This is a genomic window from Planococcus dechangensis (genome assembly GCF_042654465.1).
Taxonomy (GTDB): domain Bacteria; phylum Bacillota; class Bacilli; order Bacillales_A; family Planococcaceae; genus Planococcus; species Planococcus dechangensis.
Genome location: NZ_JBHSGL010000002.1, coordinates 190,744 through 214,684, shown reverse-complemented (window position 1 = coordinate 214,684; position 23,941 = coordinate 190,744). Strand labels below are relative to the sequence as shown.

The window sequence follows — 23,941 nt, the reverse complement described above, 5'->3', positions numbered from 1 at the left end:
GTCATGACTCTGCGTCGGGTTTAGGCAGCTTTTCCATTTCTTTGGCCACTTCAAACGCCAAATCATCATTGCCGAATGATTGGAGCACTTCGAGCAGGATGTCGCCGCCGATGTCGTATTCGAAAGCTTCGGTTTCTTCCATTGCGGTTTTCAGCAGCTGATTTTCAGCTTGTGACGGATATGCCGCCGTATAAAGTGCCAGCGGGTCGATTTTATGGTTGACGCACCATTGCACAAAGACGCGGACCATCGTTTCTTCATCTTGCTGGTATTTCTTGATGATGAAATCTTCACGGCTTTCGTATTCCATTCGGGTCACTCCTTTTACAGAATCTTGGGATGTTTTCACAATAGCAGATAAATCGTTCGGTTGCATGGACTTCCTGCATTGTTTGCTCTAAAATGGTCCATAGCACTGATAGTATCGGAGGGGAAAGAATGAAATTACTTCAAGTTCGAAAAGGCCAATTCGTCTATTATCAAAACGAATTGCACAAAGTTTATTCCGTCAAACCGCTCGCCAAAAAATCGGTCTTGATGTTCCGCGTCAAAGACATGGAGCAAGTGGCAAGCCGCGCGGAGGAAGTGACGTTTTACAAGCCGAAGCAAATGGATTCGTTCCTGTTCTTCGGGGAGCGTTACACATTGCGGGAGGATGTTCCGGCTGAAGAAGGCGGATATATCCTGATCGCCAAACCGGATCCGGATTATATGGATCATTATTCTTTGAACGAGTTCGAGAAAGTCGAGACGGTCGAAGGCAAGAACGTCATTACGTCGAGACAAAACACCGTGAAATCTAGAGAATTCTTTGTCATGACGCCGGGTGAAGAACAGGGCAGCAATGACATCGCATATTTCGACAAATCCAAAGTTTCGGAAGATCAAAAGCAGCGGGACGCGCAGCTTGCGGAAGACCTTCGCGACAAGAGTGCCATCCGTCCTTCCATCGGTGATGTCTATCTAAATCTAGATAATGCGGGGACAGCGATGATCGTCGCCATCATGGGCGAAGAAGTGACGCTTGGAACAGGCGATAAACTCACATTCCACGACCTTCATAAAGCGGATAACTGGAGCTATCTTTATAATGTAGCAGACGGGGATTTCCGATAAGAAAAATGGCAGCCATCCGGCTGCCATTTTTTGATTCCAACAAAACGCGTTTCTATTTGACCAGGACGTCTTGGTATTCTTCCGTCCGTTCGATTACTTTTTTGGCGTACGGACATTGCGGATCTACTGATTTGCCATCGTTACGGGCATGTTCGACCAATTGGCCGACGAGCTTCTTGCCCATACCTTTGCCGCTGAGTTCCGGTGCGACTTCGGTGTGGTCAATGGTCAATACATCCCCATTTTCTTGATAGCTGACAAAGCCGAGTTCATCAGAGCCATCCAGCAAGGTGATGCGGTTGTCTTGGTGTTGAAAATCCATTCCAGTTTCCTCCTTTATGGTAATTACTCTACAATTAAGTATTCCCGTTCTTTTCGATTGTATGCATAAAGGGTATGAAACAAACAGGAGGGATGATATGGAATCGAAAAAACTGGAACACCAGGCCGTCGATCGCATTGAAGACGTTTTCGGGGAACATACAGGATATCGTCGGGCCCATGCAAGAGGGGCAGGATGCAAAGGAGTTTTTCAAGGCAGTGGACAGGCGGCAAGGCTGACAGACGCAGCCCATTTTCAACAAGGGACAGTGCCTGTACTCGTGCGCTTTTCGCATTTTTCACCGGAACCGTCATGGACGGATGCAATGTCTCCGGTCAAAGGCATGGCGGTGCAGTTCGAACTCGGCCCGAAACAAGTGACGAATATCGTCTCGGTCACATCACCCGTGTTTTTCACCCGTTCACCGGAGCGGTTTCTGGAAATGCTCGAAGTGTCCAGATCGTTTCAGAAAGGCCTGCCGAAATTGGCCGAGCTGGCAGAGCTGATGACGGATTTTCCGGAAGTGCGTGCCATGTTGGCGAGCGTGCAGAAGATGACGGTCCCGGAAAGCTTTGCGACCGGCGTTTATCATTCCATCCATGCATTTTATTTTGAAAAAGGCAACGAGAGGCAAGCGGTCAAATACGTATTTGAACCAGAAAACGGAGCTGAAAAAATGTCATTGAAAGACATGAAAGATGTGCCATTCGGTTATTACGAAAACGAATTAGCTGAACGCATCGCGGGTGGATCAGTGTATTTCAAACTCTATGCCATTATCGGCGAACCGGATGATCCGACAGACGACCCGACGCGGGAATGGCCGAAAGAGCGTGAACGCGTGTATCTTGGGCGATTGCAAATTGAAACAGAAGACGATGAGGCGCAACAAGCGCTTTACGATCCGACTGTTATGACGGAGGGAATCGCCTGTTCGGACGATCCAATTTTGCAGTTCCGGCGCTCCGCGTACCGCTATTCACATGAAAAGCGCACGGCCGAAAACACAAAAGACAGCCCGCAGGATTGAGCGGGCTGTCTTTTGTTAATAGAGCATGCCTTGTTTATGAAGCACGGTCGATAAGCGGCGCACGGCATGGATAAAGCAATTCTCGCGAAGTGGATACGGATCTCCGAAATATTGCGGAAGAATCGTGTCCATTGTGTCTTTCATTTTTTCCAAAAGCAAACGGAACACTTCCGATTCTTCATGGTATTGCGTCTCGCGGCCTTGCAGCCATTCGAGGTAAGAGACGATGACACCGCCCGCATTCGCCAAAATGTCCGGAATGATGATGACGCCTTTATCGCTCAAGTAGGCGTCCGCATCGCGCGTGGTCGGTGCGTTGGCGCCTTCGACGATGATTTTCGCTTGGATATCCTGCATATTGTCTTTGTGAATTTGGTCTTCAAGTGCTGCCAAAATGAGCACATCGACAGGCAATGTCAATAATTCATCGCGTCCGCGAATTTCAGCCGTTACGCCAGCTTGCCCGAGCTGCTCTTGGTCAGTCGGCAAATCGCCCCGGTTGGTCGCGGTAAAGGCGATGAGAGTCGGGATATCGAGTCCTTCTTCATTATAAAGCGTGACATTGCGGTCGCTGACAGCAATGACCCGATTGTTCAAGGAATGGCATTGACTGGCTTCGAGAGCAGCTACAGAGCCGACATTCCCGAATCCTTGAACCGCCATTTTAAGTGGGCGTTCGGCGTGCGCTAATGCCGTTTGGGCAAACGGGTTGCCGGTCTCTTGAAGCGTTTGTTTATGTGCCAGCACATAATCGTGGATTAAATAGCGGAATGTGAAATAGACGCCTTTGCCGGTCGCTTCGCGACGCCCGAGCGAACCGCCATTGTCTACGCTTTTTCCTGTGAAACTGCCAAGATACGGTTTGCCATGGTGGATTTTCTTGTATTCGGCCATCATCCAATCCATCTCGCGTTCACCGGAGCCCATATCAGGGGCTGGAATGTCTTTGTCCGGGCCGATGACGTCCGCGAAATAGCGCACATACTTACGGGAGACGACATTCAGTTCTTTTTCACTGTAATTGCGCGGATTGATGACAATTCCGCCTTTGCCCCCGCCAAACGGCACTTGGTGCAAAGCGTTTTTCAAAGTCATCAAAAACGCCAAATTGACCACTTCTTCTTCGTTGACGCCTTCGTAAAAACGAATGCCGCCTTTATAAGGCCCTAAACTATCATTATGTTGGACGCGGTAGGCAGGAATGCGTTCAATCGTTCCATCTTCCCGTGGAACCCGTAAGAACGATTTGTGGATATTATTCGGCGTGGAGATAATGGCGCTTAACGAGGTGAACGCCTGCTCGCGCACCCCATCTGTCAAATCGGGCAGGAATTTTTTGTTTTCGTATAAGGCATCCAGCGAATCCTGGATGATTTGTTTTGTTTCTTCTTCCAATTCAAGCACCTCCAAAAGTCATTACTTCCCCTATACCCTTTCAGGACGTCAATATGCCCATAGAAAAAGCCCGCCATAAAATTATGGCGGGCGAGAAATTATTTTTTGCGTTGCATCAATTGATGTTCGGTGTTCAAAGCCTTGAACAATGCGATGACCATCAATATCATGACGAATGAAAACGGCAGCGCCGCGATGATGATGGTGTTCTGCACAGCCGTTAAGCCGCCGACCGACAATAGGATGGCGGCGACCATTGACTGGGCGATTCCCCATAAAATCTTAATTTGATTGCTCGGGAGCAACGAGCCTTTTGTCGACTGCATGCCGAGCACGAATGTCGCGGAGTCTGCAGACGTGATGAAGAATGTGCTGACAAGCAAAATGGCGATAATCGACATGATCATGCCGAGCGGCAAATTGCTAAATGTCGCAAACAAAGTTTGCTCCGTTGGGTAAGCAGTCAAATCAATGCCGCTTTTTTGCATATTGATGGCGGTCGTACCGAACGCGCCGAACCACAGTGAACCGAAAATGGTCGGGGCCAAGACGACACCGATCAAGAACTCACGGATGGTCCGCCCTTTGGAAACCCGAGCGATAAACATACTGACGAATGGCGCCCAGGAAATCCACCATGCCCAATAGAATATCGTCCAGCCGTCGAGCCAGCTGCGGTTTTCCGCATCAAGCGGGGCCGACTGAAAACTCAAGCCGATCAAGTTTTGGATATAAGCCCCGAACGTTTCCGTGAAGAGGTTCAAAATCAGGATTGTCGGCCCGAGAATGAGCACGAGGACCAGCAAAGTAATGGCGAGCACCATATTGGTGTTCGACAAATACTTGATGCCTTTATTCAATCCCGACCAAGCCGAGATGATGAACAGCAAGGTAACAACACCGATGATGACCATTTGTACCCAATATTCTTGAGGCGCACCGAACAGATAGGCAATCCCGCCGTTGATCTGCGCGGCCCCGAATCCGAGTGAAGTGGCAACACCGAATACTGTTGCGAAAACTGCCAAGACGTCCACCAATGTGCCGAGCGGGCCGTCCATGCGATCGCCGAACAACGGTCTGAGCGTCGTCGAGATCAGTGCCGGCTGCCCTTTGCGGAATTGGAAAAACGCTAGCGATAATGCGACCATACCGTACATGGCCCAAACGTGGATGCCCCAATGGTAATAGGTGCGCTGCAACGCTTCCTTGAATGCTTCATTGCTGCCTACTTCTGCTGTCGCGGGTTGAATGGCGAAATGCGATAGCGGTTCAGAAGCGCCGTAGAAGACCAGCCCGATTCCCATGCCTGCAGAGAACAGCATGGCAATCCATGTAAAGGTGGAGAATTCCGGGCGATCCGAGTCGCGGCCGAGGCGGATCTTACCGTAGGGGCTGACAATGATAACAATAACGAGAATCAACAGAAGTGCCATGATCGTTAAATAATACCAGCCGAATGCAGTGTTGATGTATGTGCGAATCGAGCTGGTAGCTTGTTCAAAGATTTGCGGGGCGATGACGCCGAAGCCCACAGTCAAAATGACGAGTGCGAATGCGATATAAAAAACCTTAGTTGCTTTGTTCATGGTTCCTCCTATGATGTTTTTTTAACATAGCTATTAAGGTTATAGGATGACGTATGAATAGTCAAATACATAGCTGAGGTGAAGGAGAGTTTTATATTCCTATATTGATCGCTAGAATCTGGATATTGGATAAAAAGCGTAGATAAAGTGAACAGAGCTAAAAAGTCTTTACCTCAATTCTAACCTCGTCCAGCGAAGTGATTTCCCAATCAGCGGACGAAACTTATCAAGTAAGCTCGATTTTAACCAGATAGAGCCAAAGGAAATGAAAAGCCCCCTAGCGTATACGGGTGAGCTAATGCAGTGAGGCAAGTGCTTTTCTTGCCTCACTGCAAGAAGCCAATCCAAAGCAAGGCGGCGAATCCAATCATGACGCTAAATCAATGAACCCCATTTTTCCGCACGCCGACGCCAGCTCACCTCCAATTCAACTAGACAAACCAAAACTGCCCTGAACAATTGTGTCAGGGCGGCTCCAGTTCACCAGTCATTCCACTCACTTTGCTGTTCTTCTTCCGCCACTATGCGAAGGTCGTCGCCGGAAATGATGAGGATCTCGTATTCGTTTTTCTCTGCATAACGCTCCGCTTCCTGTTTGATAAACTTCGGGGAGCCTTCCGTTTCTTCATCATAGACGAGCAGGATGCCGTCGGAATTGCGCAGGAAGAACTTGTTCTTCTCGACAAATTGCCAAGGCGCTTCATAAGGCTTGTTCGTCAAGCTGCGGTGAAAGTCAGCTTGGGATAACAGGAATTCGTATTTCTCCTGTTTTGTTTCGTTCCAGTTTTTCTCTTGATCCTCGAACGGCGTCAAGATGGCGAAATGCAATTGCGGAAACTCATCCTGTAACTCGATCACCACTTCCGCAGCCCAAGTCTCGACGCCGAGCTGTCCGCTCAAAATGACCCATTCGAGCCCTTCGTCTATGAGCACGCGGATTCGCGTTTCCAGCGCTTTTTTAATAAAGCGTACGCCGTCATGCTTATCATCGAAAATGCCCAGTTCATGTGGTTTATAGCCGGTGACGACTAAGCGTTTGAGCATAACGTCTCCTCCTTTATATAGAATCGATGTTCCCAGTTTACCGCATTTTGCCCGAAGATGGAGACTAGGCAGTTTGCTTTGAAATTATGATAGGATTTACAAAAAGGAGTGAGGCTATGGTCAAGCTGGAAAAGATTGAGCAGGCGCGGACGGTGATTCAAGAGGTGATTCATGAGACTCCGATTCTTCGAGTGCGTTCGCTAGAGGAATCGTGGAAACGCAAGGTTTGTTTTAAGGCGGAGCATTTGCAAAAAACCGGTTCATTCAAAATTCGGGGCGCGACCAATGCCGTGACTCATGCAGTAACACAAGGGGCGGAGTTGGTGACGGCCGCATCTTCCGGCAATCACGGTCAAGCCGTCGCTTACATCGCGTCCAAGCTCGGTATTTCATCGGTCATTGTGGTTCCGACAGATGCGAGCCCGGCGAAGGTGGCAGCAATTGAAGCATACGGCGGGCATGTGGAATACTGCGGGACGACCTCGGCGGAACGAATTCCAAGAGCGCAGCTTCTGGCAGAAGAACAAGGCGGCGTTTACATTCCACCTTACGACCATGAGGATGTCATCGCCGGACAAGGAACCATCGGGCTGGAAATTCTCGAGCAAGTGCCGGATGTGGAGATAATTGCTGTCCCGATTGGCGGCGGCGGATTAATTTCAGGAATCGTGACGGCGGTCAAGGCGAAGCGTCCGGACGTGTTGGTCGTTGGGGTGGAGCCGTCGCTCGCCAATGACACCGAGCTGTCTTTAAAAAACGGGGAAATCACGGCAATCGACCCGACGAAAACGATTGCGGATGGCTTGCGGACTTCGCAACCGGGCGATCTGACTTTCCCAATCGTGGCTAAGCTATTGGATGATTTGGTGACGGTGGAAGAACATGAAATCATCCAGGCGATGCGCGACCTAGCCGTGCGAGCCAAGCAATTGGTGGAACCGTCTGGCGCAGTGGCAGCAGCGGCTGTCATGGCCGGAAAAATAGGCGCTCCGGAACAGAAAATTGTGGCGGTGATTTCCGGCGGCAATATTGATTTAGCGCGATTAGCGTCGTTGCTTGCTGGAGATAAGTAGTCTTAAATGAGGAAAGATAGCTGGGCTCTCTTAAGAGGGTCCGGCTATTTATGGAGCGCTGTATTGCATATTTGCAATGAAAACGGTACCATAAAGTTTAAGTATTCTGAACATACCGACTGGTCAGTATAACAATCGAGGGGGAAAAATAATGCATGTAATGGAATTGTTCGATTTAACAGGCAAAACCGCGATTATCACTGGAGGCGGCAGAGGGCTTGGTGCACAAATTGCGGAAGGCTTCGCAGAAGCGGGTGCCAATGTCGTATTGTGTTCGCGGAAAGTGGAAGCGTGCCAAGAAGTCGCCCAACAGCTTGAAGGAAAAGGCGTCAAGACTTTAGCGCTTGCATGTGATGTGACCAATCCACAAGACGTTAAAAATGTAGTGGAGAAAACAGTTGCAACGTTCGGCACAATCGATATCCTCGTCAATAATTCCGGCGCATCATGGGGAGCGTCGGTATCGGACATGCCGCTCGAAGCATGGGAGAAAGTCATGGCGGTCAATGTCACTGGAACATTCCTTATGAGCCAAGCTGTCGGTGATGTGATGATTCCACAAAACAGCGGCAAGATCATCAATATCGCTTCAGTCGCCGGGCTTGGGGGCATCGATCCGCAGCTGATGGATGCGATCGGCTATAACACGAGCAAAGGAGCGGTCATTACATTTACAAAAGACTTGGCAGCAAAATGGGGCCGCCATAATATCAACGTCAACGCCATCGCTCCAGGATTCTTCCCGACGAAAATGTCGAAAGACGTGATGAAGCATGGCGAGCAAGGCTTGCTTGCGAGAACGCCGCTGAACCGCTTCGGAACAGACGAAGACTTAAAAGGCGCGGCGTTGTTCCTGGCGGCAAAGGCTTCGGATTATGTGACGGGTGACGTGGTAATGGTCGACGGCGGCATGCACGCCATGTAAAGAACAGATATGCAGATTCTAACAATAAAGGAGCTGGATAGCATGAAGGCGGAGGCGAATGTATACAAAGGTGCAGACTTTCTTGTCAAAAGCGCAGGACCGATCTTTGCACCCGAGCAGTTTAGCGATGAACATAAAATGATCGCGAAAACGGCGAGGCAGTTTTTACAGAAGGAAGTACACCCGCATAACGAGCGTCTGGAAAGCCAGGATTTTGAATTTGTCCAAGAACTCTTCCATAAAGCAGGGGAGCTAGGACTGCTCGCACATAGTATTCCTGAAGCGTACGGCGGGCTCGGGCTCGACAAAATTAGCAAAGGGCTGGTCGGGGAAGCGCTTGGTCCGGCGGGCGGCTACGGTGTGGCGCATTCGAACCATACATGCATCGCGACTTTGCCGATCACTTATTTCGGCACGCCCGAACAAAAAGAATACTACTTGCCGAAACTTGCAAGCGGAGAGTTTGTCGGCGCGTATTGCCTGACAGAACCGGGCGCAGGATCAGATGCACTGTCTGCCCAAACGACAGCCGTGTTGAACGAAGAAGGCACGCATTATGTATTAAACGGCACAAAAATGTACATTACCAACGCGGCCTTTTCGGATACATTCATCACTTACGCCAAAGTGGACGGCAAAGCGTTTACGGCGTTTATCGTCGAAAAAAAGCATCCGGGCTTGTCACTCGGGCCAGAAGAAAAGAAAATGGGCATCAAAGGATCGTCGACGCGCCCGGTCATTTTCGAAGACTGCGAAGTGCCAGTGGAAAACTTGCTGGGCGAGGTCGGGAAAGGCCATCTTGTGGCACTGAATGTGTTGAATCTCGGGCGCTTTAATTTGGGTTCAGCCTGCATGGGGGCAGCGAAATTCAGCTTATCGCTGGCGCTCGGCTACACGCAAGAGCGCCAGCAGTTTGGCCGTGCCATTGCAGAGTTTGCGGCGACGAAAGAAAAAGTGGCGTCCATGGCGCTGCGCATTTTCGCCTTGGAATCGCTGCAATACAGGACAGCCGGTTATTTGGAAGACGCGCTCGGCGGCTTGTACGAGTCACAAGACCACGCATTGATCGCAAAGCGGATGATGGAATACGCCACAGAATGCGCCATCTGCAAAGTGTACGGCTCGGAGACTTTGGATTTTGTGGCCGATGAGAGCTTGCAATTGTTCGGCGGCTACGGTTATATCCAGGAATACAAAATCGAGCAAGTGTACCGGGATTCGCGGATCAACCGCATATTCGAAGGGACAAACGAAGTGAACCGTTTGCTCATACCGGGTAATTTATTGAAGGCAGCAGCTAAAGGGACATTCGATTTGGAGGAAGCGTCAAAGCAGGCGTTTGCGGAAATGCAGTCGCCGCAAATTCCGTATATCGGGACGCTTGCCCGTGAGACAGAAGCGGTGCAGGCCATCCGGCGTGTTTTCCTCAGCTGTATGGGGCTCGCGGCTAAAGCCCATGGTGCCAAAATAGGCGAGGAGCAGGAGACGTTGATGAAGCTCGCAGACATTGCGATTACTTTGTATGCGGCCGAATCGGCAGTCGTGCGGGCACAGCAAGCGCAAGAAAACGGACAAGCAGCACTTAAAGTAGAGATGGCGCAAATGCTCATCGATGATTCCTTATTAGAAGTTGAAATGAAAGCGCGCCAGATCATTCAAGGAACTGCTGGCGGCGAGCAACTTGCATACTTCACGTCGGCAGTGACGGCTGAACTCGAACGCTTGCAGCGCGGCGGCACGATTGAGGCAAAACGCCGTTTGGCGGAAACGGTCTACGGGGCCGGACATTATATCAGTTGAGGGGGAAAAGAAATGAAAATCGTGAAATTCGAACAATACGGCGGCCCGGAAGTGCTTCATTACACCGATGCAGAACGTCCACAACCGAAGGACGGTGAAGTTCTCGTTGAAGTAAAGGCGGTCGGTGTCAATTATGCGGATACGGCGAGGCGTGAAGGGAAATACGTCGTGCCGACCAAATTGCCCTATGTGCCGGGATCGGAAGTGGCGGGTGTGGTCGTCGAGACAGGGTCTGGCGTGACCCGTTTTGAAAAAGGCGCGCGTGTCGTGGCATTGATTGAATCCTCGGGCTATGCGGAATACGTGGCTATTCCTGAGCAGATTTTAACGCCGGTACCGGAAGGCGTTAGTTTTGAAGAAGCTGTCGCCTTGCCTTTGCAAGGCTTGAGCGCTTATCACATTCTCAAAACGATGGGGCGCCTTGAGCCTGGCGAAACGGTGCTGATCCACGCGGCTGCAGGCGGCGTCGGCACCATTGCTGTCCAGCTCGCGAAAATATTCGGCGCCGGCAAAATTATCGCCACGGCAAGTACAGAAGAAAAGCTGTTCCATGCCGAGAAGATGGGGGCGACCCACTTGGTGAACTATAGCGAAGATGGATGGGTAGAGCGGATTAAAGAAATCACAGAAGGCAAAGGCGTCGATGTCGCACTCGAAATGGTCGGAGGCACAGTATTCAATGATACGCTGAAAACCTTAGCGCCATTTGGCCGTCTGGTCATTTTCGGAGCGGCAAGCGGGGAGCAGGCAACTTTTGCGCCCGGACAATTGATGAAGCGCAACCAATCGGTCATCGGCTTTTTCCTGCCGCAAATCATGCGCCATCCAGATTTATTCCAAAGGAGTTTTCAGGAGTTGCTCGAATACATGAATAGCGGTCAGTTGAAATTGACGATCGGCGGCACCTATCCGCTTGAGCAAGCGGCCGATGTACACAAACTGTTGCAAGGTAGGAAAACCATCGGCAAGCTGGTGCTGAAGCCATGACCAACGCACTCGAAAAAGCACAAGCGCAATCGGTGCTCGACGAGTTGGGGGTAAGGCTCGTCAGGCATAAATTGCCGTTTCGCTTGAACCATGTCAATTGCTTTCTGGCTGAAGGGGATGCTGGCTGGACAATCATCGACACCGGATTGAACAATGACGCTACAAGAGAGTTGTGGGATCATGAAATCGGCGATAACAGAGTAACGCATATATTGCTGACGCATTACCATCCGGATCATTTCGGCTATGCCGGCAGTTTGCAACAGAAGACTGGAGCGCGTGTTTCCATGAGTAAAACCGATGCAACAGCAGGCGTGAAGTCGTGGGACAATGAATTTTTACAACAATTGCCGGGCTATTATAGAGCGGCTGGCATTCCGCAAGCAGCTGCACAGGAAATGGCCGACAATACGAGAGATTTTCAACCGCTCATTTTTCCACTTCCGGAAGTAAATCATTATTTTGAAGAAGGGGAAACGGTCCGGATCGGGCACTTTGACTATGAAGTTTTATTCGTTCCTGGCCACTCGGATGGGATGGTATGTTTTTACCAGCGGGAGAAAAATGTGCTGTTGTCAGCGGACCATATTTTACCGCGCATTACCCCGAACATCTCGTATTGGTTCCACGGAGACCCGAATCCATTATTGACCTATATGACATCATTGAAAAAAGTACGGAAATTGGATGCAAGGTGGGTCATTCCGTCGCATGGTTCTCCGTTTCAAGGGGCTAACCGCCGCATCGATGAATTGCTCGCTCACCATGAAGAGCGCTTAGAGGCGACTTGGCAAATGCTCGAGCAGCCGTTAACGATTTTTGAAGTGCGCGAGCGCCTGTTCGACCGTCCGCTGACTGTTCATGAAATGCGTTTTGCCGTAGGCGAGACCTTGGCGCACCTTGAATACTTACGTGCCGATGGGCGCTGCACGAGAACGCAAGATAAAGGGCGCTGGATTTACAAAAAAGCAGAAAAGGACGTGACAGAATGAAAATGCTAATGGTAGGAGCAGGGGCAATCGGAGGCTATTTCGGTGCCCGTCTGCTTGAAAAAGGCGAGGATGTTACATTTTTGGTTAGAGAAGGACGCAAAGAAAAGATCGAGCGGCAAGGATTGAGCGTCAATAGCCGGCACGGAGACCTTCATCTCCAGCCGGCTCTTTTAACGAAAACGATGCATGCAGAGCCGTTTGAAGTCATCATTTTGACGACAAAAGCTTATCAGCTGGAGCAAGCGATTGAAGACATCCGTCCGTTTGTCGGCGAAGAAACGATGATCCTGCCGCTGCTGAACGGCATCGCGCATATTGATCAACTCGTTGCGGCTTTCGGCGAAGAAGCGGTCATCGGCGGCCTATGCTTTATCGAGTCTACAGTGGATGAGGATGGGGAGATTGTCCAGACAAGCCCGATCCATCAACTTGTCTATGGGGAACGCAGTGGGGAGCAGACAAAACGCATAGAAAAATTGAAATCACATTTCGATGGAACGATAGCTGATTTTGTTTTAAGCGGGAACATCAACCAGGATATGTGGCATAAATACATGTTTATCACGGCGATGTCGGGCATCACATCGCTCATGGAATCTCCGCTTGGCCCGATTCGCGAATTGCCTTCCGGCCAAACCGCCATCAAGACATTGCTTGAAGAACTCGAAGCGGCGATGACCGCGATGGAAGCACCGATTAAAAAAGGCATTGCGAGCATACAGCTCGACAAAATGAATAGCATGGACGCCAGCATGAAATCATCGATGCAGCGTGATATGGAGAAAGGGCAGGGAATCGAAGCGGATCATCTGCAAGGCTACCTGATCGAGAAAGCGCACGAAGCAAATGTCTCTGTACCGGTGTTGGAGACGGTTTACACCAAATTGAAGCTATATGAAGCAAACAGAAATGTAGCGAAATAAAAAACAGAACATTTACATTATTATATTCCTACTCTATGATTAAACAAGGAATGCAGAAATTTCTAAAAAAAGAAAAAGGGAGTTGGGAAATGTGAATGCAATTGCTTTAGCTGCTATGGGACTATTTATATTCGTTCTCGGATACCGGTTTTATTCCAAGTTTGTAGCAGAAAAAATATTCAAGCTCGATCCGAACTATGTCACACCAGCACACCGTTTTAAGGACGGCGTCGACTTTGTGCCGACCAATAAATTCGTCCTATGGGGGCATCACTTTACGTCAGTTGCAGGGGCTGCACCGATTCTCGGGCCAGCTATCGCCGTTTATTGGGGCTGGCTGCCGGCTGTATTGTGGGTTGTTTTCGGTACCGTTTTTGCAGCAGGGGTCCATGACTTCGGAACGCTCGCACTGTCGGTCCGCAACAAAGGCCAATCTGTCGGAACGCTTGCGCATCGCCTCATCGGCCAGCGCGGAAAGATTTTGTTCCTATTCATCATCTTGATTTTGGTTTTGATGGTCAATGCGGTATTCGCATGGGTTATCGCCAACTTGTTCATTTCCTACCCGGCAAGTGTCATTCCGGTCTTTATCCAGATTCCGCTCGCTATTTGGATCGGTTATGCTGCTTACAAGCGCAATATGAAAATGCTTATCCCTTCTTTGATAGCGCTTGCAGTCATGTACGGTGTAGCCGTTCTTTCCAGCCAAGTGGAATTTCTGCAAATTGACCTTGTCCGCTATATGGGCGGAGCAGAAGGAGCCGGGATATTTGGGCTCGGGGCCATTTCCAGCGCATTCTTTATCTGGATTGTCGTATTGATGGTTTACGTTTACATCGCATCTACATTGCCGGTTTGGAAACTTCTCCAGCCGCGTGATTTCATCAACTCCCACCAATTGATCGTTGGTCTTGCGATTTTGTATCTGGGGCTATTGTTCACAAACCCGGAAATTACAGCACCGGCCACAAACCCGGGGGCAGACGTTTCCTGGTTCCCATTGCTCTTTATCACCATCGCCTGTGGCGCGATTTCAGGTTTCCACGGGCTCGTTTCATCCGGAACATCTTCAAAGCAGCTTGATAAAGAAACCGATGCCCGTTTTGTCGGTTACTTGGGAGCTGTTGGTGAAGGGGTGCTTGCACTCATTTCGATCATCGCAGTCATTACGCTGTTCCCGAACCGCGAAGAGTTCAGCGCTTCATACAGCAGCTTTGCGGATGCAAGCGGCGGCGGTCTCGGAAACTTTATCGAAGGCGCAACAGTGCTTGCTTCTGGATTGTTGATTCCGGGATCTGTCGCATCGACAATCGTGTCGATCATCGTTGTTTCCTTTGCAGCAACAACTTTGGATACATCCGTACGCCTCATGCGTTATATCATTTCAGAGTTGGGCGTCGAATACAAAGTGCCTCAGCTGGAGAAAAAACACGTGGCGACGAGCATCGCTGTCCTTTCGAGCACAGCGCTTGTCATCTTGCCTGAAGGGCCGAACGGATTCGGTTCAGGCGGTTACTTATTATGGCCGCTATTCGGTACTGCCAACCAATTGCTTGCCGGAATCAGTTTGCTATTGATTTCGATCTGGCTCCGCAAGCTTGGGCGGAATTACATGATTACGATCATCCCGATGGTATTCTTGATGTTCATGACGCTATGGGCGATGTTCCAGCAAGTATTCCTGCAATGGGCTTGGTATAACGACCAGCCGAATACATTGCTCTTCGTCTTCGGTGCCATTATCTTCGTCTTTACGCTGTGGATCATCTTGACTGCTGCACAAGCGCTCATGAGCAAATCAAATCCTGGATTTTCAGACGAAGATTTGAAATAATAGCAGTAACGATAGACACCATTATTGCGCGTTCATCCACCGGACCGCTTATTATTATAGGAAGAAATGCCAAGGGATCATATTCATGTGATCCCTTGTACTTTTTTCAGAAAGAGGTGCTGTTATGCCGATCAGCGACAAACTGAAAAAACTAATCGACTGGTATGAGGCTGTGCTTGAACACCCGCACCGAACGGAAATTGCCCGGGAGCTCCGGAGCGAAGATGATTTATTTCTCTTGATGCTGTATTCGGAAATGCTTGGCATCCCGAACCCGGTCTATTACTACACGCTTGAGCTTTACCCATACATGATCGAAGAATTCCACGACTGGCATTTGCGTATGGGTATGGAAAAATCCCCGCTGTCAGGAATTCGCTGCTGTTAATCTTTAAGGAAACGAGGGAATCGGATGGACGTGTTATCGAAGAGCATTATTTTTGTCGGCGGCAAAGGCGGTGTTGGCAAATCAACATCCGCAGCTGCTATTGCGTGGCAGTCCGCAAAAGCTGGACACAGGACTTTGCTGGTCTCCACAGACCCTGCGCATAATGTCGGGGACATCTTCAACGAACAGATCGGCGGACGCACAAAAGAAATCGCCGAAAATTTATACGCGCTTGAAATCGATCCCGAAATCGAAACCGAAAATTATATCAAAGGCGTCAAAGAAAATATACGCGGTACGGTCCATACGAGCATGATGGAAGAAGTGAACCGCCAGCTCGATACGGCGAAAGCCTCTCCTGGTGCAGACGAGGCGGCGCTTTTTGACAAACTGATCCACATCATTCTCGAAGAACGCCAGCATTTCGATAAGCTCGTATTCGATACGGCGCCGACTGGGCATACGATTCGCCTATTGTCGCTGCCGGAACTGATGGGTGTGTGGATTGAAGGCTTGCTCGATAAGCGCCGCAAGACCAATGAGAACTATACCGCGCTGCTGAACGACGGCGAGCCTCGGGAAGACCCGATCTACGACGTCTTGCATGAACGCCAAGAACGCTTTTCGAAAGCGCGCGATATTTTATTGGACGCCAAGCAAACCGGTTTTGTCTTCGTGTTGAATCCGGAGCGCCTGCCAATTTTGGAGACCAAAAAAGCACTAGAACTGCTAGACAAATACCATCTTCACGTCAAGACTTTGATCGTCAACAAAGTGTTACCGGAAAAAGTGGAAGGCGCATTTTTCCAGGAACGCAAAAAGCATGAAACGAAATATATGGACATGATCAAGGAAACATTCCCGAAACAGCAGCTATTGTATATTCCGCTGTTTTCGCAAGACATCATCAGCAAAAAGCAATTGGAACAATTCAGCCAACATTTTCAGGAAGGGTGACGCAGTTTGAAAGCATTTGTTATGGAAGCAGGCCATTTTAAATCCAAGGATATGCCAGAACCGCAAGCGCAAAAAGGAGAAGTTGTGGTGAAGATCCGCGATGCCGGAATCAATCGCCGCGACCTCGGGCTTTTGAAGCGTTACGGCGATAACCCTGAAGCATTGATCATCGGCTCGGATGCGGCGGGTGTCGTCGAGTCGCTCGGTGAAGAAGTCACGGGCTTTGCGGTCGGCGATGAAGTGATCATCAACCCGGCGCTCCGTTGGGAAACAAACAGCGATGCACCGCCGGCCGGATTCGATATTTTAGGCATGCCAGACCACGGGACGTTTGCAGAGAAAATCGCCATTTCCGCAGAGCAACTGGAGAAAAAACCAGCACATCTTACTTGGGAAGAAGCGGGCGGCCTTGTACTGCCGGCCTTGACCGGTTACCGTGCATTGTTCACGAAGGGACAGTTGAAACAAGGCGATACCTTGTTCATTCCGGGTGCCGGAAGCGGGGTGGCGACATTCCTGATCCAGTTCGCGAAAAATGTCGGCGCGACCGTCATCGTCACATCGAGAAGCGAAGAAAAGCGCAAGCGTGCACTGGAAATCGGTGCCGACATGGCCATTCCGACCGATAGCGATTGGGAGAAAGAGCTAGAAGGCCAGACGATTGACCTGGTTATCGACAGCGTCGGCGGTGCAACGTTCAACCGCTCTTTGGAAGTATTGAAAAAAGGCGGACGCATCGTCATTTTCGGCGCCACGACTGCCGATAACGTCGATTTCAATTTGCGCAGCTTTTTCTATGGACAATATCAGCTGTTCGGCTCGACCATGGGCAGCCGCGAAGAATTGCGCGATATGATCAAGCATATTGAACAATACAAAACGCACCCCATCGTTGACCGTGCCTTTGATTTAGAGCAAGCCCATGAAGCGTTCGACTATTTGGCGGACGGCAAGCAGTTCGGTAAAGTTGTTTTGCGCGTTTCCGAATAAAGATTGAAACTTTTTTGATGGCCAGCCGTATATAAGGATATGAAAGTAATTTGACTGGAGGTTAACCTAATGGAGAATACAGGAATGAAAGTACTTGTCCACGCCAGTGCGTTTTTTGCTCCGTTTCTAGTGCCGGTGATTGTCTTTATCCTTGCGGCTGATCAGGAAGTGAAGAAGCTGTCGATTCAAGCTTTGCTGTTCCAATTGGTCATGGGCGCACTGATTTTCGTCTCGAGCCTGCTGACTGTCGTATTGATCGGGATTCCGATGTTGCTTGTGTTTGGCGCTATCGGCATCATCGTGCCGATCATGGCAATCATCAAAGCTTTGAACAACGAACCGTACGATTACCCAGTAGTCGGTTCTTGGTACCAATAATGGAATAAAAGCAGCATCACAAAACCCGCCGAGATTTTTCTCGGCGGGTTTTGTGTGGAATGGAGCATGTGAAGTGTGGAGGAATGATCAATTTCTGTTGAAGTAGAGTAGAGTCTCTAAATGTTTGTGCTATTAGACTATGCTTCAAGGAGCAAGCGTCGTCCCCGGTTTTAGAGTGGGAGATTGATCATACAGCTCCAACTAATGAAGAGTGAAGTTTATAGAAGTGAGTAGAAAAGCTTTCGCTTTTCGACTGCGTTGCAGGGGGCTGCTTGCCGTGGGGCGGGTGTTGAGCCAACGTGCCACAAAAGACGTGGCACGTTTGTCTCGCCAGCCCGCGCGGTCCCACAGACGTCAGCCCCCTTCCACTCCGTCTTTTAATTTTAGAGTGGAAGGTCGTTTCTTCGTTCTATTCAGCGAGAAGTGCAGAAATGTGTTATGCTTTGCAGCCTACTTCATGCAGATAAAAAATAGAGTGTCATTAGTTCTCGTCCGCTAAATAGAACAACAAGCTTTTGCTTCAACCACAGGCTTGTCAGATGCCTATCTCGGGAAGCGATTCCTCCACCAGCCGGCAACGGAATATAGAAGCAGATTTGCTTAAACAAGCTGTACACAATGAAATCTCCAAGCCGCCGAGCGTTAAGGGTGAGCCGACGCAATAAGACAGGTGCTCTTCCTGGCTTATTGCGGGAGGCCAACCCAAAGCCGGGCGGCGAATAGTAAGACGAAGCCCAAACCAAGGAACGAGAACATTTCCGCGCGATAACCCTCACTATCCCATCTACGCCGAACTTGGGAAGCGATTCCCCACCAGCCGGCAACGGAATATAGAAGCAGATTTGCTTAAACAAGCTGTACATAACGAAATCTCCAAGCCGCCTAGCGCCACGGGTGAGCCGACGCAATAAGACAGGTGCTCTTCCTGGCTTATTGCGGGAGGCCAACCCAAAGCCAGGCGGCGACTATCAAGACGAAGCCCAAACCAAGGAACGAGAACATTTCCGCGCGATAACCCTCACTATCTCGTCATTTAAATTCATGAACAATAAAAGTGCCACGGCCTAAGCCGCTGCACTTTTTGTTATTCAAAAATATAAGCCAAAGCTTTGATCGCCTGATCGCAGGTTTCGACGGTAGCATTCGCTTTTTGCGATAGCTCTTTTAGCGGATGGTGCAGTTTCTCCGGGCGGATGATGATGAGCGGCTTGCCGCTCGCTAAAGCAGCGCTTGCGTCCATTGCCGTGTTCCATTGCTTGTACTGTTCGCCGAATAAGGCGATGGTCAAGTCCGATTTTTCCATCAACACGCTCGTACGCAAATTATTGAAGCTCGAGGCAGCGGCGTCTTTGAAGATGGCGTTCGGCTGTTCGCCAAGGATTTCTTCACCGATATTGTCGGAGCGATCATGGTCTTCCATTGGGCCGACAAAATCGATCGGCAAATTGAGCGCCAAGGATTTCTTTTTGATTTCTTCACGCCATGTGCTGTGAATTTCGCCTGCAAGGTAAACGGTTAATCTCATTATACTCATCCTCCATTTTCCATTTCCTCTTAGTCTATCATAAAGAGAAAATTCAAACAGGGAGAGCGGCTTTAGACGATTTGGCGTTGTTTCGTCTGGAGGGGCATGAATGAAAGCACATGGCTGATTTTAAAATGGCGCTTTTCACGGCGCAAAAAGCAATACGCTTGAAACGAGTCTCCGCTGACTTTCAAGATTTTCACACGGCGTTTACTGATGGTACCGTCGTTTGCAATATACATCATTTCAATCATTTGCTGGTATTTGAATGCTTTCAATAGCTGTGCTTTCATTATAACCCTCCTCGAATAAGAACGTTTGTTCTCATTGTATACCGAACAGAGTAATGAAACAAGTGAAATGAATCGTGTATAATGGAACGAACGTATATTCTTTTGTGCAGGAAGAAAGGGGTTCTTTTCATGAAATTCATCCATACCGCCGACTGGCATCTGGGCAAACTAGTGCAGGGCGTACATATGACAGAAGACCAGCGATTTGTGCTGGATCAATTAATTAAAACAATCGAACAGGAGCGCCCGGATGCGCTCGTCATTGCAGGTGATTTATACGACCGCGCGGTGCCGCCGACAGAAGCGGTCCGTTTGCTGGACGATCTGCTCGCGAAAATCGTACTGGATTTGAATGTGCCGGTCATCGCCGTAGCAGGCAACCACGACAGTCCGGGGAGGCTTGATTTCGGAAGCCGGGCACTGAAGAATAATGGCCTCCATATCACCGGCCCGATCCGTGCAGAGTCCGAACCGGTTGTGCTAGTAGATGCAACAGGCGAAGTGCATTTTCATTTGGTGCCTTATACGGATCCGTCGATGGTGCGCCACGTGTTCGAAGATCCTGAAATCAGGACCCACGACGATGCGATGAAAGCAGTGACTGCACGCATTTCAGCTGATATGGATCCATCGGCGCGCCACGTATTCGTCGGTCATGCGTTCGTGACGCCCCGCGGTGAAGAAGAAGACAATACAAGTGATTCGGAACGGCCGCTCGCGATCGGCGGTGCAGAACACGTCAGCGCGCAGCATTTCCAACCGTTCCACTACACAGCGCTCGGCCATTTGCATAAAGCGCATTATGTATTGAATGAAACGATCCGTTATTCGGGGTCTCCGTTGAAATATTCGATTTCAGAAGAGCATCATCAAAAAGGATTCCATATCGTCGACTTGGCAGCAGATGGTTCAGTCGCTGTAGAAAAGCGCTTGTTCAGAGCAAAGCGCGATATGCGTTCGGTTGAAGGGACGATGGCAGAAATCCTGCAGCACGAAAGAAGTGAGGATTATGTGTTTGTCACTTTGCTCGATGAGAGGCCTGTGCTGTTCCCGATGGAAAAGGTGAGGTCGGTCTATCCAAATGCGATGCACGTACAACGTAAGACTTTTGCAAAAGAAGCAGGTGAATCTACACTCGGCTCGCGCCGGAAAATGGACCCGATGCAATTATTCCACGCATTTTACGAAGAAGTAAAAGGCGGTCAGCCAACGCAGGAAACGGCTGAACTGTTCGGCGAAGTGTTGCAGGAATTCCTGCAGGCGGACTCTGAGCGGGAAGAGGTGAAGTCATGAAGCCAATTAAACTAATATTGACCGCATTCGGGCCTTACCGCGACAGAGAAGAAATCAATTTCGAAGACCTAGAAGGCAACCGCCTGTTTGTCATTTCCGGCAGCACCGGTTCTGGCAAAACAAGCATTTTCGACGGTATTTGCTTCGCGCTCTATGGTTCAGCGAGCGGTTCGGACCGCAGCGAACCGAAAAACCTGCGCAGCGATTTCGCCAAGGATTCGCTCCACACTTCGGCAGAATTGATTTTTGAAGTGCACGGCACGACTTACCGCATCCTGCGGCAGATGAGCCATGTGAAAAAAGGCAATAAAAGCGCGACCGGTGAACGCTATGAATTTTTCGAAGTGACGGAGACGGGCGAAAAGCCTTGTGTCGAGCGGCAAATCGTCTCGGAGCTCAATCGCCGCATCGAGGAAATCCTCGGGCTGACCTTTTCCCAATTCAACCAAATCGTCATGCTGCCGCAAGGGGAATTCCGCAAGCTGTTGACATCTGAAACGGATAATAAGGAAGCGATTTTGCGGAAGATTTTCCGCACGGAGCCTTATCGTCTAGTTGCCGAGCGGCTCAAGCAGAAAAAAGACGAGGCGCAGGAACGCTTTAAAGCGCAACAGATGCTCTATAAAGAACAGGTGCAGGCGATTGCGGGCTCTTTGCCGCAGCGTGAATCGGCCCTTTCTGCCGTGTTTGCACAAGGTGATTTCCAGCGCAGCCAATTGCTCGAAGGGCTTAAAGAGGAAATCAGCCATTATAAAATGGAAAGTGAGAGATTGCAGGAGCGCTATCAGCAATCATACGATTTCCATCATAAAAAAATGGCCGAGTTCCACGAAGCAAAAGGCTGGAATGAGCGCTTTGACGAATTAGAAGCGAAAAAGTGCCATTTGCTGGAACTCGAACAACTACTTCCGACGGTCAAAGAATGGGAACAACAAGTCACAGCAGCCGATCAAGCAGGCATGATCACCGGTTTGGAGGAACAGCTGCTGGAACTTTCGGCCAACGAACGCAAAAAACGCGACGAGTTGGCTCAAGCCGAGACAGCTGAACGGCATGCGCTAGAACTGAAACAACAAGCCCGTCAAGCGATGAACGATGAAGAAAGCCGCCATGAACAGCGGCAGACTGCACAGCAAGCGCTACTCCGTTTGCATGATATGGAAGTAAGCGTAAAGGAACTCGAGCAGCAGCGTACAGCTGTCCAGCAATTGGAGAAAGCCGCCATTCACGCCAGAACGGCATTCCAAAGAATGGATGAACAAACAGCAAGCGCCGAGCAACAGCTGGCACAAACAAAATCATTGATTCAACAACTGGAAGAAAGCCTAGAGCATTTCGACGATAAGCGGGACCGCCAGAACCAGTTGGCCGAACAACAGCGCGTCTTGACGGAATATCTCCGAATGAAGCACAAGCTAGAAGGCTTGGCTGATCAGTCAGCAGTGGATAAGGACAGGTTTGAACAAGCGCTAAAAACCTATCAATCGATAGAACATGATTGGTTCGCCAACCAGGCGGCACTGCTCGCTTCGAAGCTGCACGACGGGGACGCGTGCCCGGTTTGCGGGAGCTTCGACCATCCAGCCAAACATACAGGCAATTCTGTAGCAGTGAACCAGGACGCATTGGAACAGGCCAAGCAAGTGTTGGCGCAAAGCGAACAGAAATTCCGCAAAACGGAAGCGGAAGTAGCCGCCCTTCAGGAGCAGGCGGCAGTGAAGCGCGAGGAACTGGACGGCATGTCGATAGCTGCTGTGCAAGCAGGCGCGCAATTGGAGAATATCCGCAATGAACGGGAATCATTGGATGGTGAACTTGAGCAATTGCAGTCCGATAAAGAGCGCCTACGAAAGCATAAGGTGAATTTCAGTGAACTGGAAGAACGACTATCCATTCTGAAGAAACAGCAGTCAGAAGCCCAGCACAGCGCCAATGAAAAACGCTCTGCTTACGAATCAGGGAAAGCAGTGCTGCAAAGCAAGCTCACAGCGATTCCCGAATCGCTCCGCGAACTGGGGGCTCTTCGAACAGAAATCACAACAGCGCAGCGTAAAAAAGAGCGTTTGGAAGCGGCTTGGCAACAAGCACAGGATGCCTTGCAAAAAGCCGAGCGGCAAGCATCAGAGTTGGCGGTGTCGCTTCGGTATGCGCAGCAGTCCGTGCAAGAATTGCAGGAAAAGCGCGGCCATGCAGAAAGCCGTTTCGAGGAAGCGCTCGTGAAATCCGCTTTCGCTTCGAAGGAAGCTTATCAACAAGCAAAACTCGAAGCGCCGCGTTACGAAGAACTAAAAGCGCACATCGAGCAGTACAAGCAAGACCGCCACACGACAGAACGGCAACTCGCAGAACTTGAAAGCTTGCTCGGCGATCGTGCGCGCATCGATGTGTCGGATGCGGAACAAGCGCTTGCCGAATTGAAAGCCGATTATGAAAAGGCACTCTCGGAACTGAATACATCCAAGGAATATAAGAAAAAAGTTCAGTCGTATTTTGATGCCGTTTCCGAGGCGTCTGTAAAAGAAGCAGCGGCGGAAGCGGAGTTCGCGCGCATCGTCGACCTTCACGATACGATCCGCGGTCAGAACGATTTAAAGCTATCGTTTGAACGCTATTTGCAGATTGAGTATTTGGAGCAGATTTTAGAAGCGGCCAATGAGCGGCTTAAGCATTTGTCGAATGGGCAGTTTTATTTGATGAGAAGCGACCGTCAGGAAGCACGCGGCAAACAAAGTGGCCTCGGCCTTGATGTATACGATGCTTATACAGGGCAAGCGCGTGATGTCAAAACGATGTCGGGGGGCGAGAAATTCAATGCGTCGCTGTGCCTCGCACTCGGCATGGCCGACGTCATCCAAAGCTTTGAAGGCAATGTTTCCATTGAAACGATGTTCATTGACGAAGGGTTCGGTTCACTCGATGAGGAATCCCTCAATAAAGCGATCGAAACTTTGATTGATTTGCAGCGCTCGGGCCGGATGATCGGGGTCATTTCGCATGTTCAGGAATTGAAAGCGGCGATTCCGGCAATTTTGGAAGTAGAAAAGACAAAAGAAGGCATTAGCCATACGCGCTTCCTATTGAAATGAC

22 protein-coding genes are annotated in these 23,941 nt (G+C 49.8%); 15 read left to right on the top strand and 7 right to left on the bottom strand.

All coding sequences use genetic code 11. The features are described from left to right. Window position 1: 1 nt before the first annotated feature. Window positions 2-310, bottom strand: a complete 309-nt coding sequence (locus ACFO5U_RS01575; RefSeq protein WP_377276075.1) for a hypothetical protein — start codon at window positions 308-310, stop codon at window positions 2-4. A gap of 128 nt (window positions 311-438) precedes the next feature. Between ACFO5U_RS01575 and ACFO5U_RS01570 the strand changes: the two genes are divergently transcribed. Next, window positions 439-1,116, top strand: coding sequence for a hypothetical protein (locus ACFO5U_RS01570; protein WP_377276073.1), 678 nt, complete (start codon window positions 439-441; stop codon window positions 1,114-1,116). A gap of 52 nt (window positions 1,117-1,168) precedes the next feature. Here ACFO5U_RS01570 and ACFO5U_RS01565 read toward each other — a convergent pair whose 3' ends face one another. Continuing rightward, window positions 1,169-1,438, bottom strand: coding sequence for a GNAT family N-acetyltransferase (locus tag ACFO5U_RS01565; protein WP_377276071.1), 270 nt, complete (start codon window positions 1,436-1,438; stop codon window positions 1,169-1,171). A 97-nt stretch (window positions 1,439-1,535) separates the two neighbouring features. On the opposite strand from ACFO5U_RS01565, the gene ACFO5U_RS01560 reads away from it, so the two are divergent. Further along, entirely contained in the window at window positions 1,536-2,468 is a 933-nt protein-coding gene (locus ACFO5U_RS01560; protein WP_377276070.1) for a catalase family peroxidase, read from the top strand. 15 nt (window positions 2,469-2,483) lie between these two features. Here the strand turns inward: ACFO5U_RS01560 and ACFO5U_RS01555 are convergent, their stop codons facing one another. The 3 genes from ACFO5U_RS01555 to ACFO5U_RS01545 all read right to left on the bottom strand — a co-directional run bounded on the left by ACFO5U_RS01555 (window position 2,484) and on the right by ACFO5U_RS01545 (window position 6,496). Beyond that, window positions 2,484-3,863: a Glu/Leu/Phe/Val family dehydrogenase gene (locus ACFO5U_RS01555; protein WP_377276069.1), complete on the bottom strand. Its 1,380-nt coding sequence runs from the start codon at window positions 3,861-3,863 to the stop codon at window positions 2,484-2,486. Window positions 3,864-3,961: 98 nt separating this feature from the next. Further along, window positions 3,962-5,452 carry a glycine betaine uptake BCCT transporter gene (locus ACFO5U_RS01550; protein ID WP_377276067.1) on the bottom strand — a complete coding sequence of 497 codons (1,491 nt, stop codon included), beginning with the start codon at window positions 5,450-5,452 and terminating at the stop codon, window positions 3,962-3,964. A gap of 480 nt (window positions 5,453-5,932) precedes the next feature. Then, complete coding sequence (locus ACFO5U_RS01545; protein ID WP_377276066.1) at window positions 5,933-6,496, bottom strand: SLOG family protein; 564 nt, start codon at window positions 6,494-6,496, stop codon at window positions 5,933-5,935. 116 nt (window positions 6,497-6,612) lie between these two features. Between ACFO5U_RS01545 and ACFO5U_RS01540 the strand changes: the two genes are divergently transcribed. The 11 genes from ACFO5U_RS01540 to ACFO5U_RS01490 all read left to right on the top strand — a co-directional run bounded on the left by ACFO5U_RS01540 (window position 6,613) and on the right by ACFO5U_RS01490 (window position 17,743). Further along, window positions 6,613-7,569, top strand: a complete 957-nt coding sequence (locus ACFO5U_RS01540; protein ID WP_377276064.1) for a threonine ammonia-lyase — start codon at window positions 6,613-6,615, stop codon at window positions 7,567-7,569. A 151-nt stretch (window positions 7,570-7,720) separates the two neighbouring features. Next, complete coding sequence (locus tag ACFO5U_RS01535) at window positions 7,721-8,494, top strand: SDR family oxidoreductase (protein ID WP_377276062.1); 774 nt, start codon at window positions 7,721-7,723, stop codon at window positions 8,492-8,494. Window positions 8,495-8,536: 42 nt separating this feature from the next. Next, entirely contained in the window at window positions 8,537-10,294 is a 1,758-nt protein-coding gene (locus ACFO5U_RS01530) for an acyl-CoA dehydrogenase family protein (protein WP_377276061.1), read from the top strand. A 12-nt stretch (window positions 10,295-10,306) separates the two neighbouring features. Then, the gene (locus tag ACFO5U_RS01525) at window positions 10,307-11,281 is read left to right on the top strand and encodes a quinone oxidoreductase family protein (RefSeq protein ID WP_377276060.1); all 975 of its coding nucleotides are present in this window, start codon (window positions 10,307-10,309) and stop codon (window positions 11,279-11,281) included. Beyond that, complete coding sequence (locus ACFO5U_RS01520) at window positions 11,278-12,273, top strand: MBL fold metallo-hydrolase (RefSeq protein WP_377276058.1); 996 nt, start codon at window positions 11,278-11,280, stop codon at window positions 12,271-12,273. Before ACFO5U_RS01525 ends, ACFO5U_RS01520 begins: the two co-directional genes overlap by 4 nt. Then, window positions 12,270-13,196 carry a ketopantoate reductase family protein gene (locus ACFO5U_RS01515; protein ID WP_377276056.1) on the top strand — a complete coding sequence of 309 codons (927 nt, stop codon included), beginning with the start codon at window positions 12,270-12,272 and terminating at the stop codon, window positions 13,194-13,196. The genes ACFO5U_RS01520 and ACFO5U_RS01515 overlap by 4 nt, the downstream gene beginning before the upstream one ends. A 91-nt stretch (window positions 13,197-13,287) precedes the next feature. Further along, complete coding sequence (locus tag ACFO5U_RS01510; protein ID WP_377276055.1) at window positions 13,288-15,030, top strand: carbon starvation CstA family protein; 1,743 nt, start codon at window positions 13,288-13,290, stop codon at window positions 15,028-15,030. Between the two features lie 124 nt (window positions 15,031-15,154). Next, window positions 15,155-15,418 carry a cory-CC-star protein gene (locus ACFO5U_RS01505; RefSeq protein WP_101189361.1) on the top strand — a complete coding sequence of 88 codons (264 nt, stop codon included), beginning with the start codon at window positions 15,155-15,157 and terminating at the stop codon, window positions 15,416-15,418. A gap of 24 nt (window positions 15,419-15,442) precedes the next feature. Continuing rightward, window positions 15,443-16,375, top strand: coding sequence for an ArsA family ATPase (locus ACFO5U_RS01500; protein WP_377276052.1), 933 nt, complete (start codon window positions 15,443-15,445; stop codon window positions 16,373-16,375). A gap of 6 nt (window positions 16,376-16,381) precedes the next feature. Continuing rightward, window positions 16,382-17,365 carry a zinc-binding dehydrogenase gene (locus ACFO5U_RS01495; RefSeq protein WP_377276050.1) on the top strand — a complete coding sequence of 328 codons (984 nt, stop codon included), beginning with the start codon at window positions 16,382-16,384 and terminating at the stop codon, window positions 17,363-17,365. Between the two features lie 69 nt (window positions 17,366-17,434). Beyond that, window positions 17,435-17,743 (top strand): magnetosome magnetite crystal formation protein family, encoded by a 309-nt coding sequence (locus tag ACFO5U_RS01490; protein ID WP_377276049.1) that lies wholly within the window; start codon window positions 17,435-17,437, stop codon window positions 17,741-17,743. A gap of 1,084 nt (window positions 17,744-18,827) precedes the next feature. On the opposite strand, the gene ACFO5U_RS01485 is transcribed toward ACFO5U_RS01490, so the two are convergent. Together ACFO5U_RS01485 and ACFO5U_RS01480 are read right to left on the bottom strand one after the other, a co-directional pair. Then, window positions 18,828-19,268, bottom strand: a complete 441-nt coding sequence (locus ACFO5U_RS01485) for a YtoQ family protein (RefSeq protein ID WP_377276047.1) — start codon at window positions 19,266-19,268, stop codon at window positions 18,828-18,830. 71 nt (window positions 19,269-19,339) lie between these two features. Next, window positions 19,340-19,561 carry a transcriptional regulator gene (locus tag ACFO5U_RS01480; RefSeq protein ID WP_377276045.1) on the bottom strand — a complete coding sequence of 74 codons (222 nt, stop codon included), beginning with the start codon at window positions 19,559-19,561 and terminating at the stop codon, window positions 19,340-19,342. A 129-nt stretch (window positions 19,562-19,690) separates the two neighbouring features. Here ACFO5U_RS01480 and ACFO5U_RS01475 point away from each other — a divergent pair, with 129 nt between their 5' ends. Together ACFO5U_RS01475 and ACFO5U_RS01470 are read left to right on the top strand one after the other, a co-directional pair. Continuing rightward, window positions 19,691-20,854: an exonuclease SbcCD subunit D gene (locus ACFO5U_RS01475; RefSeq protein WP_377276044.1), complete on the top strand. Its 1,164-nt coding sequence runs from the start codon at window positions 19,691-19,693 to the stop codon at window positions 20,852-20,854. Further along, window positions 20,851-23,940: an SbcC/MukB-like Walker B domain-containing protein gene (locus ACFO5U_RS01470; RefSeq protein ID WP_377276043.1), complete on the top strand. Its 3,090-nt coding sequence runs from the start codon at window positions 20,851-20,853 to the stop codon at window positions 23,938-23,940. The genes ACFO5U_RS01475 and ACFO5U_RS01470 overlap by 4 nt, the downstream gene beginning before the upstream one ends. The last annotated feature ends 1 nt before the right edge of the window (window position 23,941 follow it).